Annotated in this window: 14 protein-coding genes; 11 read left to right on the top strand and 3 right to left on the bottom strand. The window is 55.5% G+C overall.

Annotated features, from left to right (window positions below; translation table 11 throughout):
• Positions 1 to 88 precede the first annotated feature (88 nt).
• The 5 genes from BFV97_RS17505 to rpoC all read left to right on the top strand — a co-directional run bounded on the left by BFV97_RS17505 (position 89) and on the right by rpoC (position 11227).
• Positions 89 to 1249 carry a Hint domain-containing protein gene (locus BFV97_RS17505; protein ID WP_069301675.1) on the top strand — a complete coding sequence of 387 codons (1161 nt, stop codon included), beginning with the start codon at positions 89 to 91 and terminating at the stop codon, positions 1247 to 1249.
• A gap of 244 nt (positions 1250 to 1493) precedes the next feature.
• On the top strand, positions 1494 to 2012 hold the full coding sequence (gene rplJ, locus BFV97_RS17500) for a 50S ribosomal protein L10 (RefSeq protein WP_069301674.1): 519 nt from the start codon (positions 1494 to 1496) through the stop codon (positions 2010 to 2012).
• 81 nt (positions 2013 to 2093) lie between these two features.
• A complete protein-coding gene (gene rplL, locus BFV97_RS17495) occupies positions 2094 to 2471 on the top strand; it encodes a 50S ribosomal protein L7/L12 (protein ID WP_069301673.1) in 378 nt (125 codons plus the stop codon).
• Positions 2472 to 2753: 282 nt separating this feature from the next.
• Positions 2754 to 6890, top strand: a complete 4137-nt coding sequence (gene rpoB, locus BFV97_RS17490) for a DNA-directed RNA polymerase subunit beta (protein ID WP_069301672.1) — start codon at positions 2754 to 2756, stop codon at positions 6888 to 6890.
• Positions 6891 to 6937: 47 nt separating this feature from the next.
• Positions 6938 to 11227 (top strand): DNA-directed RNA polymerase subunit beta', encoded by a 4290-nt coding sequence (gene rpoC, locus BFV97_RS17485; protein WP_083225714.1) that lies wholly within the window; start codon positions 6938 to 6940, stop codon positions 11225 to 11227.
• A gap of 54 nt (positions 11228 to 11281) precedes the next feature.
• Here rpoC and BFV97_RS17480 read toward each other — a convergent pair whose 3' ends face one another.
• Positions 11282 to 12082 carry a glycosyltransferase gene (locus BFV97_RS17480; protein WP_069301671.1) on the bottom strand — a complete coding sequence of 267 codons (801 nt, stop codon included), beginning with the start codon at positions 12080 to 12082 and terminating at the stop codon, positions 11282 to 11284.
• 124 nt (positions 12083 to 12206) lie between these two features.
• On the opposite strand from BFV97_RS17480, the gene BFV97_RS17475 reads away from it, so the two are divergent.
• Positions 12207 to 13022, top strand: coding sequence for a glycosyltransferase (locus BFV97_RS17475; RefSeq protein ID WP_069301670.1), 816 nt, complete (start codon positions 12207 to 12209; stop codon positions 13020 to 13022).
• A 16-nt stretch (positions 13023 to 13038) separates the two neighbouring features.
• Here BFV97_RS17475 and BFV97_RS17470 read toward each other — a convergent pair whose 3' ends face one another.
• Both BFV97_RS17470 and BFV97_RS17465 read right to left on the bottom strand, forming a co-directional pair.
• On the bottom strand, positions 13039 to 14202 hold the full coding sequence (locus tag BFV97_RS17470; RefSeq protein WP_069301669.1) for a M20 aminoacylase family protein: 1164 nt from the start codon (positions 14200 to 14202) through the stop codon (positions 13039 to 13041).
• A gap of 80 nt (positions 14203 to 14282) precedes the next feature.
• Positions 14283 to 15053, bottom strand: a complete 771-nt coding sequence (locus tag BFV97_RS17465; protein ID WP_069301668.1) for a sterol desaturase family protein — start codon at positions 15051 to 15053, stop codon at positions 14283 to 14285.
• Between the two features lie 164 nt (positions 15054 to 15217).
• Here BFV97_RS17465 and BFV97_RS17460 point away from each other — a divergent pair, with 164 nt between their 5' ends.
• The 5 genes from BFV97_RS17460 to BFV97_RS17440 form a co-directional block, all read left to right on the top strand.
• Complete coding sequence (locus BFV97_RS17460; protein WP_069301667.1) at positions 15218 to 15889, top strand: nitroreductase; 672 nt, start codon at positions 15218 to 15220, stop codon at positions 15887 to 15889.
• 311 nt (positions 15890 to 16200) lie between these two features.
• Positions 16201 to 16572, top strand: a complete 372-nt coding sequence (gene rpsL / locus BFV97_RS17455; protein ID WP_069301666.1) for a 30S ribosomal protein S12 — start codon at positions 16201 to 16203, stop codon at positions 16570 to 16572.
• Between the two features lie 12 nt (positions 16573 to 16584).
• Positions 16585 to 17055 carry a 30S ribosomal protein S7 gene (rpsG, locus tag BFV97_RS17450; RefSeq protein WP_069301665.1) on the top strand — a complete coding sequence of 157 codons (471 nt, stop codon included), beginning with the start codon at positions 16585 to 16587 and terminating at the stop codon, positions 17053 to 17055.
• 15 nt (positions 17056 to 17070) lie between these two features.
• On the top strand, positions 17071 to 19188 hold the full coding sequence (fusA, locus tag BFV97_RS17445; protein ID WP_069301664.1) for an elongation factor G: 2118 nt from the start codon (positions 17071 to 17073) through the stop codon (positions 19186 to 19188).
• Positions 19189 to 19274: 86 nt separating this feature from the next.
• On the top strand, positions 19275 to 19571 hold a 297-nt coding region (locus BFV97_RS17440), incomplete at its 3' end, for a GTP-binding protein (RefSeq protein WP_172827922.1).

Below are 19571 nucleotides of genomic sequence, written 5' to 3'. Positions count from 1 at the left end.
GCGTTTTTTTGCGGATCGTAAAGAGTTTCACAATAATTTGCGGGTCTATTCCCCTCTGCGTGGCGGGCAGAGTTTTGGGAAAAGACCAATGGCAGAAGTGTTCAACGTTCTTTATCTGGGGAACCTTGCAGATATTGATACGCAGGACGGCAATTTTACGGCTGAAAATGCAAACGCGCTTGTCGGGCTGACATTCGGCAAGGCGGGTGATCCGCTGGTCCATCAGGTGAAGTCTTTTTCGTCCGGCTCCACGGGGTCTTCCGGCGGGATTTCGGGGGCTTATGACCAGACCAACAATCCGTCAGAGACATTTCGCATCGACGGCGGACCGGATCAGATATTCGATGCTTCGGCCGTCTATAACGCGACCGTAAGCTATGCGGACGGCACCACGGCAGCTATCACGGCGGTCATCTTTCAGGACACGGAAGGCAACACCTATCTGGCACCGGAGTTTAGCGCGAATGCGGATCAGGCTGCGCTGGAAGCCGGCCCAATCCGCTCTCTGACGCTCGACAGCCTCGCGGAGGGGGCGAGCCTCGGTCTGGCCGCGAACCGCGAAACGGCAAATTATGTCGCGTGTTTTACCAAAGACGTGATGATCGCCGGGCAACACGGGCAGAGGGCTGTTCAGGATCTGGCGGTAGGGGATCTGGTGCGAACGCAGGATCACGGTCTGCAAGCGATCCGCTGGACCGGCGCGGCCCGCCGGATGGCCACGGGCGGTTTGCGACCTGTGCGTATAAGGATCGGGGCCTTGGGGGTGAACCTGCCGGCGCAGGATCTGGTGGTGTCCCAACAGCACCGGATACTTGTCCGCTCTCCCATCGTGGCGCGCATGACCGGCAATACGGAGGTCTTTGTTGCAGCAAAGTTTCTGCTTGGTCTTGATGGGGTGTCCCTGGGTCCGGCGGGTGGCGTCGTGACCTACTATCATCTGCTGCTGGACCGTCACGAAGTGATCTATGCCAACGGTATGCCGACGGAATCCTTGATGACGGGGCGGCAGGCGCTATATTCAATCGGGTTAGAACGTGTGAACGAGATTTTAACCCTGTTTCCGGGCTTGTGGATCTCCGCTGGAACGCCCGCCCGTCCCGTCGTTAAGGGGTCGCGTCGGAAAAATCTGGTCGCACGGCACGTTAAAAACAACAAGCCTCTGCATGCGCCCCGCGATTTCGGGGCGGATTTTAACCATTCGGCGTATTCCCGCCGTTGGGGGCTTGGCAATCCGGCTCAGGGCGGTTAGGTAAGGCAACGCAGTGAAGCGTGCGATTCGTCGTGCGCTTTTTCTGCTTTCGTCCAAGACGGTGAGTGCAGGTTTCCTGCTTAATTTCTTGCCTGAGACGGTGAACGAACAAAGACACGTGGTGGAAGCCTCGGGTGTTTTGGGAGGGAACCGTAATTAAGGACCCTAAGTGCCAGAAATGCCTCGGCAAATCTGGTGAAAACGAGCCGGAGGGCGCAAGCCTTCCATAATTTGGAGCAATACTGTGGATAGAGCCCAAAAAGAAGCAGTGGTCGGTGAACTCGGCCAAATCTTCACGGACTCTGGTGTAGTGGTCGTATCCCACTATGTCGGTCTTACAGTTGCAGAAATGCAGGACTACCGTGCGCGCATGCGTGACGTCGGTGGTTCTGTGCGTGTTGCCAAAAACAAGCTCGCCAAAATCGCTCTTGAGGGCACCCCATGTGAAGGCGTCAAAGACCTGCTTACAGGTATGACCGTTTTTGCATACTCCGAAGATCCGGTTGCTGCGGCGAAAGCCACAGAAGCCTTCGCAAAGGATAACGGCAAGCTCGTTATTCTCGGCGGGTCTATGGGGGATAACCTTCTGGACGTTGCCGGTGTGAAAGCCGTTGCTGCGATGCCATCCCGCGAGGAGCTTATTGCTTCCATCGTTGGTTGTATCGGGGCACCTGCTTCCAACATCGCCGGTGCGATTGGCGCGCCTGCCTCCAACATCGCGAGTATCCTCTCGACGATCGAGGAAAAGGCAGAGGCTGCATAACAATAACTGCAAATGTGAGGCCGGTGGGACAATACGTAAACCACACCGGAAAACACAATCTAACGGAAACGGAAATATCAAATGGCTGATATCAAAGCACTCGCTGAAAGCATTGTAGGTCTGACCCTGCTGGAAGCACAAGAACTGAAAACTCTCCTGAAAGACGAGTATGGCATCGAGCCTGCTGCTGGTGGCGCCGTAATGGTTGCCGGTGCTGCAGACGCTGGTGGCGCTGCTGCTGAGGAAAAAGACGAGTTTGACGTCATCCTGAAATCTGCTGGTGACAAGAAAATCAACGTCATCAAAGAAGTTCGCGCCATCACTGGCCTGGGCCTCAAAGAAGCAAAAGACCTGGTTGAAGCTGGCGGCAAAGCTGTCAAAGAAGGCGCAACCAAAGCTGAAGCTGAAGAAATCAAAACCAAGCTGGAAGCAGCTGGCGCTGAGATCGAACTCAAGTAATTCGGCCCGAACTTCGGTTCGGTGTTTTGAAAATAGGGCTGGATCCGCAAATTTGCGGGTTCAGCCGCTCACGTCTGTGGCAGGTGCAAGCCGGTATCGGACACATAACGACGCGTCTTTCAAGGGGCCTGACCCCCAGACCTCTTGAAAGACGCGGGAATAATTCGGGTGCGAAGGTTTGGGAACTCTCGCAAGAATGGAATTATCTCGTGTTGATGGGATCATGATCAATCGGTGCCCAACGATTGTGACTGGTGGACATATGATAAGGTGACGACGCGCATGGCTCAGACCCATTCTGGCTTTAAACGTATCCGCAAATACTATGGCAAAATTCGTGAAGTTTTGGATATGCCAAACCTGATCGAAGTGCAGAAAAGCTCTTACGATCTTTTCCTTCGGTCCGGCGATCAGGACACCCACACCGACGGTGAGGGTATCCAAGGCGTATTCCAATCGGTTTTCCCGATCAAGGACTTCAACGAAACCGCCATTCTGGAGTTCGTGAAATACGAACTGGAACGTCCGAAATACGATGTTGAGGAATGTCAGCAGCGGGATATGACCTACAGCGCACCTTTGAAGGTAACGCTGCGTCTGATCGTGTTCGATATCGACGAGGATACAGGCGCGAAATCCGTCAAGGATATTAAGGAACAAGACGTGTTCATGGGCGACATGCCCTTGATGACGCAAAACGGGACGTTCGTTGTGAACGGCACAGAGCGGGTGATCGTTTCCCAGATGCACCGCTCCCCCGGTGTGTTCTTTGACCACGACAAGGGTAAAACCCACTCCTCCGGTAAACTGCTGTTTGCTTCGCGGATCATTCCTTACCGCGGATCGTGGCTGGACTTTGAATTTGATGCCAAAGATGTGGTTTACGCACGGATCGACCGTCGCCGCAAACTGCCCGTGACAACCCTGCTGTATGCGCTGGGTCTGGATCAGGAAGGCATTTGTGATGCGTATTATGACACGGTGAATTTCCGTCTGGTCAAAGGGCAGAAGGGTTGGGCAACCAAATTCTTCCCGGACCGGATTCGTGGCACAAAACCGTCTTATGACATCATCGACGCAGACTCCGGCGAAGTGATTGCCGAAGCTGGCAAAAAAGTCACCCCGCGGACCGTTAAAAAGCTGAAAGACGAAGGCAAGGTTACAGAAATCCTCGTCCCGTTTGAGCATCTGGCAGGCCGTTTCGCAGCCAAAGACATCATCAACGAAGAAACCGGCGAGATTTGGGTCGAAGCCGGTGACGAGCTGACGCTGGAATATGACAAAGACGGCGAAATCAACGGCGGCACCATCCAGCTTTTGCTGGAAAACGGTGTGACCGACGTTCCGACTCTGGACATCGACAACGTCAACGTTGGTCCGTACATCCGCACCACGATGGCTGTGGACAAGAACCACCACCGCGACACGGCGCTGATGGACATCTACCGCGTCATGCGTCCGGGTGAGCCACCGACCGTTGAAGCAGCCTCTGCGCTGTTTGACACGCTGTTCTTTGATTCCGAGCGTTACGACCTGTCCGCTGTTGGCCGTGTTAAAATGAACATGCGTCTGCAACTGGATGCGGAAGACACCCAGCGCACGCTGCGCAAGGAAGACATCATCGCCGTCATCAAGGCGCTGGTTGATCTGCGCGACGGCAAGGGCGACATCGACGATATTGACCACCTTGGCAACCGTCGTGTGCGTTCCGTTGGCGAGCTGATGGAAAACCAGTACCGTGTTGGCCTGCTGCGCATGGAGCGCGCGATCAAGGAACGCATGTCCTCTGTCGAAATCGACACGATCATGCCGCAAGACCTGATCAACGCGAAACCGGCGGCTGCGGCCGTTCGTGAATTCTTCGGCTCTTCCCAGCTGTCCCAGTTCATGGACCAAACCAACCCGCTGTCCGAAGTGACACACAAGCGCCGCCTGTCTGCGCTTGGGCCAGGCGGTCTGACCCGCGAACGTGCCGGCTTTGAGGTGCGCGACGTGCATCCGACACACTACGGTCGTATGTGTCCGATTGAAACGCCCGAGGGTCCGAACATTGGTCTGATTAACTCGCTGGCGTCCTTTGCCCGTGTGAACAAATACGGCTTCATCGAAACACCTTACCGTAAAGTGACGGACTCCAAGGTGACGGATGAAGTGCAGTATATGTCCGCGACCGAGGAAATGCGCTATACTGTGGCGCAGGCCAACGCGCAGCTTGACGAAGAAGGCCGGTTCACCAACGATCTGGCGTCTTCCCGTCAGGCCGGTGAATACATGCTGACCCAGCCGTCGAACATCGACTATATCGACGTTTCGCCAAAACAGCTGGTGTCTGTTGCGGCCTCGCTGATCCCGTTCCTTGAAAACGATGACGCCAACCGCGCATTGATGGGTTCGAACATGCAACGTCAGGCTGTTCCTCTGGTGAAGGCCGAAGCGCCTTACGTGGGGACCGGCATCGAAGAAGTTGTTGCACGGGATTCCGGTGCTGCGATCACGGCCCGCCGTGGTGGTATCATCGACCAAGTTGACGCGATGCGTATCGTTGTGCGTGCCACTGAGAATCTGGAACCGGGCGATCCGGGTGTAGACATCTACCGTCTGCGCAAGTTCCAGCGCTCGAACCAGAACACCTGTATCAACCAGCGTCCGCTGGTGAAGGTGGGTGACAAGGTTTCCGGTGGCGAAGTTATTGCCGATGGTCCGTCCACCGATCTGGGGGAACTGGCACTGGGTAAGAACATCCTCGTCGCGTTTATGCCTTGGAACGGCTACAACTATGAGGACTCCATCCTGATCTCCGAACGGATCGTGAAGGATGACGTGTTCACATCCATCCACATTGAGGAATTCGAAGTGGCGGCTCGTGATACAAAGCTTGGCCCAGAGGAAATCACCCGTGATATTCCGAACGTAGGTGAAGAAGCCCTGCGCAATCTGGACGAAGCCGGTATCGTTTACATCGGTGCCGAAGTGGGTCCTGCGGATATTCTGGTTGGTAAGATCACACCAAAAGGCGAAAGCCCGATGACTCCGGAAGAAAAACTTCTGCGTGCCATCTTTGGTGAGAAAGCCTCCGACGTTCGGGATACATCCTTGCGTCTGCCACCCGGCGACTACGGTACTGTTGTTGAGGTCCGTGTGTTCAACCGTCACGGCGTTGAAAAAGACGAACGTGCTCTGCAAATCGAGCGTGAAGAAGTCGAACGCCTGAGCCGCGACCGCGACGATGAGATGGTCATTCTTGACCGTAACATCTATGCGCGTCTGCGTTCCATGGTTGAGGGCAAGGTTGCTGTCAAAGGTCCAAAGGGTGTCAAAGCCGGTTCGACCATTGATGCAGAACTGCTGGAAAGCCTGAGCCGCGGTCAATGGTGGCAACTGGCCCTGTCCGACGACAAGGAAGCCGCCGAGGTTGAAGCCCTTAATGCACAATACGAAGTGCAGAAGAAGGCTCTGGAAGCACGGTTTGAAGACAAGGTGGAAAAAGTCCGTCGCGGCGATGACCTGCCACCGGGTGTGATGAAGATGGTCAAAGTCTTCATCGCGGTGAAGCGCAAGCTGCAACCGGGTGATAAAATGGCCGGTCGTCACGGCAACAAAGGGGTTATCTCCCGCGTTGTTCCGATCGAAGACATGCCGTTCCTTGCCGATGGTACGCCGGTTGATTTCTGTCTGAACCCGCTGGGTGTGCCTTCGCGGATGAACGTTGGTCAGATTCTGGAAACGCATATGGGTTGGGCCGCACGCGGCTTGGGTCAGAGCATTTCCGAAGCCCTGCGCGACTATCGCCGCACCGGGGATATGACCCCTGTTCGGGACGCGATGAAAACCGCTTATGGTGACGATCTTTATGCCGAAGTCATCGAAGACATGACCGAGACAGAGTTCTTGGAGGCGGCTGGCAACGTGACCAACGGTGTTCCGATTGCAACGCCGGTATTTGATGGGGCCAAAGAGGCTGACGTAAACGATGCGCTAACCCGTGCCGGTTTCGAAACCTCCGGTCAGTCCATCGTGTTTGACGGTCGCACAGGTGAGCAATTCGCCCGCCCTGTAACTGTCGGCGTGAAATACCTGCTGAAGCTGCATCACCTTGTGGACGACAAAATCCACGCCCGTTCGACTGGGCCATACTCGCTCGTTACACAGCAGCCGCTGGGTGGTAAGGCGCAGTTCGGTGGTCAGCGCTTCGGTGAGATGGAAGTCTGGGCACTGGAAGCCTACGGCGCCGCTTACACCCTGCAGGAAATGCTAACGGTGAAATCGGATGACGTTGCAGGCCGGACCAAGGTTTATGAAGCCATCGTCAAAGGCGAGGACAATTTCGAGGCCGGTATTCCGGAATCGTTCAATGTTCTCGTGAAAGAGATCCGCTCGCTTGGCTTGAACGTCGAGCTGCTGGACGCGGAGACAGAGTAAGGCGCCCGCGCCTTACTCCCTTTGGAAATCGAGATTAGGATCAAAAAATGAACCAAGAAATCACGAACAACCCGTTTAACCCCGTCCAGGCGCCTCGAACCTTTGACGAAATCAAGATCTCTCTGGCCTCGCCAGAGCGGATCCTGAGCTGGTCCTACGGTGAGATCAAAAAGCCCGAGACAATCAACTACCGGACCTTCAAGCCAGAACGGGACGGCCTGTTCTGTGCCCGTATCTTTGGCCCGATCAAAGATTACGAATGTCTGTGCGGCAAATACAAGCGGATGAAATACCGTGGTGTGACCTGTGAGAAATGTGGTGTTGAAGTTACGCTGCAAAAGGTACGCCGTGAGCGTATGGGCCACATCGAACTGGCGGCACCTGTTGCACACATTTGGTTCCTGAAATCCCTGCCATCCCGTATCGGTCTGATGCTGGACATGACCCTGCGCGAGCTGGAGCGTGTTCTGTATTTTGAACAATACGTTGTGATCGAGCCGGGCCTGACGGACCTGAACTACGGTCAGATGATGAACGAAGAAGAGTACATGGACGCGCAAGATGTCTATGGCGAAGACGCGTTCAACGCAGGTATCGGTGCGGAAGCCATCCGTGAAATGCTGGCCAACATTGATCTGGAAGCAGAAGCCGAACAGCTGCGTGCCGATCTGGCCGAAGCCACTGGTGAACTGAAGCCCAAGAAGATCATCAAACGTCTGAAAGTTGTGGAATCCTTCCTGGAATCCGGCAACCGTCCGGAGTGGATGATCCTGACCGTGATCCCCGTGATCCCGCCAGAGCTGCGCCCGCTGGTGCCACTGGATGGTGGCCGCTTTGCCACCTCCGATCTGAACGACCTTTACCGTCGTGTGATCAACCGGAACAACCGTCTGAAACGTTTGATCGAACTGCGTGCACCTGATATTATCGTGCGCAACGAAAAGCGGATGCTGCAGGAATCTGTGGATGCGCTGTTTGACAACGGCCGTCGCGGTCGGGTGATCACTGGTGCCAACAAGCGTCCGCTGAAATCCCTGTCCGACATGCTGAAGGGTAAACAAGGCCGCTTCCGTCAGAACCTTTTGGGGAAACGGGTCGACTTTTCCGGTCGTTCGGTGATTGTGACGGGTCCGGAACTGAAACTGCACCAATGTGGTCTTCCCAAGAAGATGGCGCTGGAGCTGTTCAAGCCGTTTATTTACAGCCGTTTGGAGGCCAAAGGCCTGTCATCCACTGTGAAGCAAGCTAAAAAGATCGTTGAAAAAGAGCGTCCAGAAGTTTGGGATATTCTGGATGAAGTGATCCGTGAACACCCTGTTCTGCTGAACCGTGCGCCAACGCTGCACCGTCTTGGCATTCAGGCATTCGAACCCACGTTGATCGAAGGTAAAGCCATTCAGCTGCACCCGCTGGTCTGTTCCGCGTTTAACGCCGACTTTGACGGCGACCAAATGGCGGTTCACGTTCCACTGAGCCTTGAGGCCCAGTTGGAAGCGCGTGTTCTGATGATGTCCACAAACAACGTTCTGTCGCCTGCCAACGGTAAGCCGATCATCGTTCCGTCGCAGGACATGATTTTGGGTCTCTACTACATCACGATGGAACGTGAGGGCATGAAAGGTCAGGGCATGACCTTTGCGTCCGAGCAGGAAGTGAACCACGCGCTGGACGCGGGCATCGTGCACCTGCACACCAAGATCAACTGCCGGATGGAGCAGGTGGACGAAGAAGGTAACACCATCTTTGTACGCTATGAAACCACGCCGGGCCGTGTCCGTCTGGGCGCCATGCTGCCTCTGAACGCCAAAGCGCCGTTTGACATCGTCAACCGTCTGCTGCGGAAGAAAGAAGTGGGCGAGGTAATTGATACCGTCTACCGTTATTGCGGTCAGAAGGAATCGGTTATCTTCTGTGACCAGATCATGACCCTTGGTTTCCGTGAAGCGTTCAAGGCCGGTATTTCCTTCGGCAAGGACGACATGGTTATCCCTGACAGCAAATGGGCGATCGTGAACGATACCCGCGATCAGGTAAAAGAGTTTGAACAACAGTACCTCGACGGTCTGATCACTCAGGGTGAGAAGTACAACAAAGTTGTCGATAGCTGGTCCAAATGTTCCGACGCGGTTGCGGATGCCATGATGGGCGACATCTCGGCCATGAAAGTGGACGATGCCGGTGCCGAAATGGAACCGAACAGCGTTTACATGATGGCGCACTCCGGTGCGCGGGGTTCCCCTGCACAGATGAAACAGCTGGGCGGTATGCGCGGTCTGATGGCCAAGCCGAACGGCGAGATCATCGAAACGCCGATTATCTCCAACTTTAAAGAAGGTCTGACCGTTCTGGAGTACTTCAACTCCACCCACGGTGCCCGTAAGGGTCTGGCAGATACCGCTTTGAAAACAGCGAACTCCGGTTATCTGACACGACGTCTGGTTGACGTTGCGCAGGACTGTATCGTGCGGGAAATCGATTGTGGAACCGAGCGCGGGATCACCGCGACGGCGGCTGTTAACGACGGTGAGGTTGTTGCCTCCCTGTCCGAGCGCATCCTTGGTCGTGTCACCAACGAGGATATCCTCAACCCGGCCACCGGAGAGCTGATCTGCCCGCGGGGTGAACTGATCGACGAACGCATGGCCGACCTGATCGAGAACTCGGGCATCAACACCATGCAGATCCGTTCGCCGCTGACGTGTGAAGCCGAAGACGGTATCTGTGCGACCTGTTACGGCCGCGATCTGGCACGGGGTACGCAAGTGAACCCGGGTGAGGCCGTGGGCATCATCGCAGCGCAGTCCATCGGTGAACCCGGTACACAGCTGACAATGCGGACCTTCCACATTGGCGGTATTGCGCAGGGTGGTCAGCAGTCCTTCCAGGAAGCCAGCGTTGACGGTACAGTTGATCTGCGCAATCCGAACATTCTGAAAAACCGTGACGGTGAAATGATCGTTATGGGGCGGAGTGTTGAGATCGTGATCTCTGACGAAAACGGTGTCGAGCGTGCGTCCCACAAACTGAGCTATGGTACAAAAATCATGGTGAAGGACGGGGACAAGGTTTCACGGGGCGACAAGCTCTATGAATGGGACCCTTACACGCTGCCGATCATTGCCGAGAAAGATGGTACAACCAAGTTTGTTGACCTGACAGCCGGTATTTCGGTTCGTGACGAAACCGATGACGCAACTGGTATCAGCCAGAAGATCGTAACCGACTGGCGTTCCGCGCCAAAAGGCAACGATCTGAAGCCTGAAATCATCGTCATGGATGAAAACGGCGATCCGGTGCGCAACGATGCAGGCAACCCTGTATCCTACGCCATGTCGGTAGATGCGATTCTGTCGGTCGAAGACGGTCAAGACGTAAAAGCCGGTGACGTTGTTGCGCGTATTCCGCGTGAAGGTGCGAAAACAAAAGACATCACCGGTGGTCTGCCGCGTGTTGCCGAACTGTTCGAAGCCCGTCGTCCGAAAGACCACGCGATCATCGCTGAGATCGATGGTTACGTGCGCTTTGGCCGCGACTACAAGAACAAGCGTCGCATCTCTATCGAGCCAGCAGACGAGAGTCTGGAGCCGGTTGAATACATGGTGCCTAAAGGGAAACACATTCCTGTTCAGGAAGGTGATTTCATCCAGAAGGGCGAATACATCATGGACGGCAATCCGGCGCCCCATGACATCCTGAATATTATGGGTGTCGAGGCTCTGGCCGACTATATGATCGACGAAGTTCAGGACGTGTATCGTCTGCAAGGTGTTAAGATCAACGATAAGCATATCGAAGTGATCGTGCGCCAGATGCTGCAAAAATGGGAAGTTTCCCATTCCGGCGGCACCACTCTGTTGAAGGGTGAGCAGGTCGACAAGGCAGAGTTTGACGAAGTGAATGCCAAGGCGGAAGCCAAAGGACTGGAGCCAGCCAAAGGCGGTCCGATCCTTCTGGGTATCACCAAAGCATCGCTGCAAACACGCTCCTTCATCTCGGCGGCGTCGTTCCAGGAAACCACGCGTGTTCTGACCGAAGCTTCGGTTCAGGGCAAACGTGACAAGCTGATCGGCCTGAAAGAGAACGTGATCGTCGGGCGTCTGATCCCGGCTGGTACTGGCGGGGCAACCCATCAGATCAAGAAAATCGCGTCTGATCGTGACACCAAAGTCATCGAGGAAAACAAGGCAGCAGCAGAAGAAGCCGCTGCACTCCTCGGCCCGGTGGGGGATGACAACATGTCCGGCTTTGATGTCTCTGATGCCGAAGACGGTGTTATGGGCGAAGATCTGGGTGTGGGTTTTGGTGACGGCGGTGACGGCACCGAACAGCCAAGCTGATTTCCAGCCTGATAGAATTGCGAAAGCCCGGCCATTTGGTCGGGCTTTTGCGTTTCAGAGCCTCTCTATGGCCTGACGGAATTCTTTGACATTCACCCCGAAGCGGAACTTCAGCTTGCGGCGGTGTTCATCTTCCATCGGGGCGAAATGTTTCGGGAAGACATCGCCGGAATCGTTTGACCCGTTCTGCGTGCGCACAAACATCAGCGGGTGGGGCAGGGTGACGGTCGGTATAAGCTGGTTCAGCTTCTGGTGGGGCAGATGCACATGGGTTCGCGTATCGCTGGCGGGCAAAAAGATCACCTGCGCCGGCGTCCAGTTGGCCTTTTGCCGTGTGTTGATCTCCAGTCCGGCATCGCCTTTGCGCAGGGCATAACCGTTGGTGTAGTCCAGACCGAGCTGTTGTTTCAGTTCCGCCATCGGCCGCAGGCGCGGGAACAGATCGTGCACGTCCTCGATAAAATTCAACGCAACAGCGTCATCGTCATCCATGCGAAAATGGGCGATCCATTCCGCGTTTTCCCGTTTGCACAGGCCGATGATCTCTTCCATCACAGCGCGGTGGTTGGCCGGGGGGCGCAGGAACAGACGCGCTTGGGGCAGGTCCGTCAGCAGGTCTTGCAACCGTTCCAGATATTGCGCGGGCATCTCGCTACAGGCGAGCACGGCAAGGGTAAAGTCAGGGTGGCTCTGGCGTTTTAGCGCGGGCAGGCAGAGGTGTTCAAAATAGGTAAACCGCTCCTCCATCCGCTGTTGCCCGTAAAGGTAGGCAATGTGGTCCTCCAGCGTGTCATGCTGGATCTGAAAGCCGCCGATGGTGGCAAAGGAAAAACGTGTCAGGCCGATAACTTGCATGATACCCTCAATTAAATTCTGCCGAGCTTACGGCGCAGCAGCCTGCAGACCAACGCATTTTTTGCAAAGCGTTTGATCCGCGATATTTTAACAGTAGACTACCCGAAGTTGCATAGGGGGAAATATGACAGCGGATAAAAACCAGATCGTCGGCGTGATGCGTTTCTCTTATATTTCTAAAGGGGGATTTGCCCATAGTCACGACAGTCAGGCAGATCAGGAGGCCATGATCTATGCGCCGGAACGGATGGAGCGCCGCTTTCGTCTGTTTGAAGATTTCGCCCTGCGCAGCCTGAAATACCAGACAGATCAGGGTTTTCGCATTGTGTTCCTGATCACCCAGAGCTTTCCGCAAAACTACAAGGACCGGTTGCGCGATCTGGTGTCCGGCTGGGAACCGGCGCAGGTGGTTGAGAAACCCTTCATGCCCCAGTTCCGCGCGATCCGTTCCTGTTATGATGCGCTGCAGGACTCCAGTGCGGATTATTTCACATCCTTCCGGCTTGATGATGACGATATGCTCGATAAGGCATTTATCGAGCGGATCAGGGCCCGTGCGGTAAAGCTGGCACAGGTGAAAGACGATGCCGCCCCCGTGGTGATGTCCTTCAATCGCGGGCTGTATCTGAAGATCGGCCAGCAGAAGAACCATATCTTTGACGCGGTAGAACGCACGCCCCTGTCCGTGGGCACAGCCATGATCACGCGCACCGGCGCCCATGAAAATATCTATTCCCGCAACCACCGCAAACTGCCTGCATTTTTTACCACGTTTTCCGACGTGGACTGCCCAAGCTGGCTGCGCACGATCCACCGCGACAACGACAGTAAGCCGGAGTTCACCGGCGAAACCAAACTGCTCGGCCAGACCGAAGTAGACGTGCAACTGCGCACGGCCTTTGATCTGAAACGCACGGATCTGGAAAGCTGGGGGCGGTAGGAACCGCCCCGCGACGTCAGCCTCTGGGTTGCAGCGTTTCCACCATTCTGGCGAAAAAGCTTGCGCCGATGGGGGAGATGTCGTCGTTGAAATCATAATCCGGATGATGCACCGGTGCGCTGTCGCCCTGTCCGAGAAACAGGTAGGCGCCGGGGCGTTCTTCCAGCATATAGGCGAAATCCTCGGCGGGGAGGATCGGTTTTGTATCCGCATCCACCATAGTCTCTCCGACAATCGTTCGGGCGACTTCGGCGGCCATTTCCGCATTTGCGGCGTGGTTGATTGTGGGCGGGTAGCCGTAATCGAAGTCAAGATCGACCTTCACATCAAAGGTCGCCGCGATGCCGTCACAGATTGCCTGCATCCGTTTGGCGATGGTGGTCTGAACGTCCTTGTCAAAGGTGCGCACCGTACCGCAGATACGGGCGGTGTCCGGTACGATATTGCTGGCCGTTCCCGACACAAACTCTCCGACCGAGATCACCGCGCGGTCCAGCCCGCCCAGATTGCGCGAGGATATGGTTTGCAGCGCCTGCACCAGTGACACTCCGGCGATCAGCGGGTCTTTGGTGTTTTCCGGCTGCGCCCCGTGACCACCCGATCCGTTGATCTGAATGGTGAACGTGTCCGCTGCCGCCAGCAACGCGCCGGAGTTCAGCGCGAAGGTTCCGCTTTCTACGCCGGGCATGTTGTGGATGCCGTAGACCTGCGTGATGTGGAAACGGTCCATGATGCCTTCCTCGCACATCACCCGCCCGCCGCCACCGCCTTCTTCGGCGGGTTGGAAAATCAGCGCCACACGACCCGAAAAATTGCGCGTTTCCGCCAGATAGCGGGCCGCCCCCAGCAACATGGTCGTGTGTCCGTCATGGCCGCAGGCGTGCATCTTGCCTGCGTGGGTTGATTTATGGGGGTGGTCCTTGTTTTCACTCATAGGCAGGGCATCCATATCGGCCCGCAACCCGATCGTGGGGCCTTCGGACTGACCATTGATAATGGCGACCATACCGGTCTGGGCGATGCCTTCGTGCAATTCGTCCACCCCGAAGCTGCGCAATTTTTCTGCGACAAAAGCAGAAGTTTTTGGCAGGTCGAAGTCCAGTTCGGGAATGGAATGCAGATGGCGGCGCCATTCCGTCATATCGCTGTGAAACTCTGAAATCCGGTTGATAATAGGCATGGGCAATCCTTTCGTTTTGGACGCAGCCTAGCCGATTGTCTTTTTACGTGAAACAGACAGTTTGGGATCGGTCCCTGTGATCAGCGTCGCGCTGACTGGATCTGCCGTTCCGTCAGGCCGAGCTTGCCTGCGAACCGCGCGCGGGCGCGGATCAGGCGGGGATCATCCGGTTTCATACCTAAGGTGCGGATAAACTCGGAGCGGGACAGACGCTCGCGCGTGTCCGGATCAATCGCGGTGCCCATTGCACGGTCGATAATCTGTCCGCCATAGCTGACATGGAACATGCGGGTGAAATCCTTGAAGTGGTGGATGTTGTGGCGGCGGGTTACGGCCACTTCGGGCGCGAATTTGCGAATATTGAGGTGCGCGGTCATGTGATACCACTCATACCCCAGAAAGGTCAGGACATGGCCGACAAAGACAAAGGCCACCGCCATTGGCAGGGCGCTGGCAAAGCCGAGCAGGGCAAAGATTGCCCAGTAGATCAGAAAACCCGCGACCAGAACCGGCAGCATGAACCAGATCGGCACGAAAAACAGCTTGGTGTTGGTCGGAAAATCGTGATGCCCGTAGTGGCAGAGATAGAGCAGATCAAACAGCCGCTGATTGCGGGGCGGCGGCAGGTGAAAGATATGCCGGTGGATGGAATACTCTGTCAGCATCTGCCCGCCGATCCCTGCGGGGATCAGCAACAGGAACAGCGGTTCCCAGTTCAGCGCGGTGTAGATGATCGCGACCAGCAGGATCAGTGTCATCAACTGGATGGAAAAATGGCTATAGAGCAACCGGACGCGATAGCCGATGGCGCGGGTTGCAGGGGACAGGGCGGGTTGATCTATACTGGCCATGTCGGAAAGCCTATCGCCCTGCTGTGCATCTGAACAGAGGTGACTTAACGGTAAGGCTACGCGGGCAGGGACGTAACGGAGTTTGCATGCTCTAATCCTCTTGTATTGACGGGACGTCGACGTGCGGCAAAAGTTTTGTGCGACACACACAGGGGAGTAGGGCAATGGAACTTGAACAGGCTATGCAGGGACGGCGCAGCATTCGCGGTTTCAAAAACGCGCCGGTAGACCGTGAACTTCTGGAAGAGATCATCGCATTGGCCAACCGCGCGCCCAGTTCGATGAATACGCAGCCATGGCATTTTCACGTACTGACGGGCGCACCGCTAGAGGCTGTGCGGCAAGGCAATTCCGAACGGATGCTCGGCGGGGTGCCCCCCGTGCGAGAGATCGTCGATCACGGCGCCTATGAAGGGGTGCACCGCGACCGTCAGGTTGAAATCGCAGTGCAACTGTTTGAGGCGATGGGCATTGAGCGCCACGACAAGGAAAAGCGGCAGGACTGGGTGATGCGCGGTTTTCGCCAGTTTGATGCGCCTGTGTCCGTTGTGGTCTGCCTTGATCGGGATCTGGTAGAGGGCACCATCGCCCATTTTGATCTTGGGGCCGTCACCTACGGTCTTGTGCTGGCGGCGTGGTCCAAGGGGCTTGGCTCAGTCATCAACGGGCAGGGGATCATGCAATCCCCCGTGGTGCGCGAACATGCAGGCATACCAGAGGATCAGGTGATCATGACCTGTGTAGCGCTCGGCTGGCCGGATGACAGCTTTGAGGCCAATCGTGTCATATCTCGCCGCCGCCCCGTAGAAAACATGGCGCGCTTTGTCGGGTTTTAGGGCCGGGCGCCTGCGGATGCTTGTACCTTGGGGTGAAGCGGGCTAACAACGACTGTATTGAAAAGCCCGTAATCCACGCCTGTTGACAGGCTTGCCGACTCCCCTTATACGCGCGTTCACAGCTACGATTGTCTGCTTTGGGAATCGTTTCTAGCCATACATTGGCGGTCAAGATCCGGGCCTGTGCCCCGATCCTCTGGAATTTAACCGCGGTAGCCCATTCACACTCGTGCGGGCTGCCGTGTTCGCGGTGTTTGATCGATAGATCATGCACCTATTCGAGTTTGAAATAGGTAAAACGGAGTTTCCGAATGCCAACAATCCAACAGCTGATCCGCAAGCCGCGCCAGCCGAAAGTTAAACGCTCCAAGTCGATGCACTTGCAGTCTTGCCCGCAAAAACGTGGTGTATGTACACGCGTTTACACAACAACACCTAAGAAGCCGAACTCGGCTATGCGTAAGGTTGCCAAAGTGCGCCTGACAAATGGTTTCGAGGTCATCTCTTATATCCCTGGTGAAAGCCACAACCTTCAGGAACACTCTGTTGTTCTGATCCGCGGCGGTCGTGTAAAAGACCTTCCGGGTGTCCGTTACCACATCCTGCGCGGTGTTCTGGATACCCAAGGTGTTAAAGACCGTAAACAACGTCGCTCGAAATACGGCGCGAAGAAGCCGAAGTAAGGATAACAAGATATGTCACGTCGCCATCGCGCTGAAAAAAGAGAAATCCTGCCAGACGCCAAGTTTCACGACCGCGTTCTGTCTAAGTTTATGAACAACCTGATGCTGGACGGCAAGAAATCTGCCGCCGAGCGTATCGTCTATGGCGCGTTGGGTCGCGTTGAAGACAAAACCAAACGCGCGCCTGTGGAAGTGTTCCACGAAGCGCTCGACAACATCAAACCTGCCGTGGAGGTTCGCTCCCGTCGTGTGGGTGGTGCCACCTATCAGGTACCTGTCGAAGTTCGTCCCGAGCGCCGTGAGGCTCTGGCGATCCGTTGGTTGATCAAAGCGTCCCGCGCCCGCAACGAGAACACTATGGAAGAGCGTCTCGCATCCGAACTTATGGATGCTGTGAACTCCCGTGGTTCCGCGGTTAAGAAACGCGAAGACACCCACAAAATGGCAGAGGCGAACAAAGCCTTCAGCCACTATCGCTGGTAAGAGGAAGTCCGTCTAATGGCACGTGAATATCCACTAGAACTATACCGCAACTTCGGGATTATGGCGCATATTGATGCGGGTAAGACAACCTGCTCAGAGCGGATTCTGTTTTACACAGGCAAAAACCACATCATGGGCGAGACCCATGAAGGTGCGTCCACCATGGACTGGATGGAGCAAGAGCAGGAGCGTGGCATCACGATTACTTCTGCTGCGACAACCACATTCTGGGAACGGACAGAAGACGGTAAGTCACCGGATTCGCCAAAGCACCGTTTCAACATCATCGACACTCCGGGCCACGTTGACTTCACCATCGAAGTTGAACGTTCCCTTGCTGTTCTTGATGGCGCGGTATGTGTGCTCGACGCGAACGCAGGTGTAGAACCCCAAACCGAAACCGTTTGGCGTCAGGCTGACCGTTACAAAGTTCCACGGATGGTTTTCGTGAACAAAATGGACAAAATCGGCGCGGACTTCTTCAACTGTGTCAGAATGATTGAAGAGCGTACGGGGGCAGTTGCTGTACCTGTGGGTATCCCAATCGGCGCTGAGTCAGAACTCGAGGGTCTTGTTGATCTCGTAACCATGGAAGAATGGCTGTGGCAGGGCGAAGATCTGGGTGCGTCCTGGGTTAAGGCTCCGATCCGTGACAGCCTGAAAGACATGGCTGACGAATGGCGCGGTAAGATGATCGAAGCGGCTGTCGAACAAGACGACGACGCGATGGAAGCTTACCTCGAAGGCGAAGAGCCTGACGTACCGACCCTGCGCAAACTGCTGCGTAAAGGTACTCTGGCTATGGCATTCGTTCCTGTGTTGGGTGGCTCTGCGTTCAAAAACAAAGGTGTTCAGCCTCTGTTGAACGCTGTTGTGGATTATCTGCCGTCCCCGTTGGACGTTGTAGATTACATGGGTTTCAAGCCGGGCGACGAAACAGAAACACGTAACATCCCGCGTCGTGCGGACGATGATATGGCGTTCTCTGGCCTTGCGTTCAAAATCATGAACGACCCGTTTGTCGGATCGCTGACATTCACACGGATCTATTCTGGTACGCTGACCAAAGGCGACACCATGCTCAACTCTACCAAGGGTAAAAAAGAGCGTGTTGGCCGGATGATGATGATGCACTCGATCGAGCGTGAAGAAATCACCGAAGCATTCGCAGGCGATATTATCGCGCTGGCGGGTCTGAAAGACACAACAACAGGTGACACCATCTGTGCTGTGAACGATCCGGTGGTTCTGGAAACAATGACATTCCCCGATCCCGTGATCGAGATTGCTGTTGAGCCGAAAACCAAAGCCGACCAAGAGAAAATGTCTCAGGGTCTGGCCCGTCTTGCTGCTGAAGACCCCTCCTTCCGTGTGGAAACTGACCTCGAATCCGGTCAGACCATCATGAAAGGCATGGGCGAACTTCACCTGGACATTCTGGTTGATCGTCTGAAGCGTGAATTCAAGGTTGAAGCGAACATCGGTGCGCCTCAGGTTGCGTATCGTGAGACAATTTCTCACGAAGCTGAAATCACCTACACCCACAAGAAACAGTCGGGTGGTTCGGGTCAGTACGCTGAGGTCAAGATGAACATCATCCCGACCGAGCCTGGCGAAGGGTTCTCCTTTGAATCCAAGATCGTTGGTGGTGCTATTCCAAAAGAATACATCCCTGGCGTTCAAAAGGGTATCGAGTCCGTGATGGACAGCGGGCCTCTGGCCGGCTTCCCGGTTATCGACTTCAAGGTTGAGCTGCTTGACGGTAAATTCCACGACGTTGACTCCAGCGTCATGGCGTTTGAAATCGCAGGCCGTATGGGTATGCGCGAAGGCATGAAGAAAGCCGGCGCGAAGATGCTCGAACCGATCATGAAGGTCGAAGTTGTTACTCCGGAAGAATACACCGGCGGTATCATCGGCGATCTGACCTCCCGTCGCGGGATGGTTCAGGGTCAGGACACACGGGGCAACGCAATCGCGATTGACGCACGTGTTCCACTGGCCAACATGTTCGGCTACATCAACACCCTGCGGTCCATGTCTTCGGGTCGTGCGAACTTCACCATGCAGTTCTCCCACTACGAAGCCGTTCCGTCGAACATCTCTGAAGAGATCCAGTCGAAATTCGCTTAACCGGTGCGGCGGGGTGAACCCCGCCCTACCATAACCCGTAGGGCGGGGTTCACCCCGCCACCCGCAGAGAAAAAAGGAGCCATAAGATGGCAAAAGAGAAATTTGAACGCACGAAGCCGCATTGTAACATCGGTACAATCGGCCACGTTGACCACGGCAAGACGACTCTGACGGCTGCGATCACCAAGCAGTTTTCCGACTCGTTCAAAGCCTATGACGAGATCGACGGCGCGCCAGAAGAAAAAGCACGCGGTATCACCATTTCCACTGCTCACGTTGAGTATGAAACAGAGAACCGTCACTACGCCCACGTTGATTGCCCGGGCCACGCTGACTATGTGAAAAACATGATCACCGGTGCGGCGCAAATGGACGGCGCGATT

Source organism: Neptunicoccus sediminis (assembly GCF_001719615.1).
Taxonomy (GTDB): domain Bacteria; phylum Pseudomonadota; class Alphaproteobacteria; order Rhodobacterales; family Rhodobacteraceae; genus Amylibacter; species Amylibacter sediminis.
The sequence above is the reverse complement of the archived record's forward strand: the minus strand, read 5'-3'. Positions and strand labels throughout refer to the sequence as shown.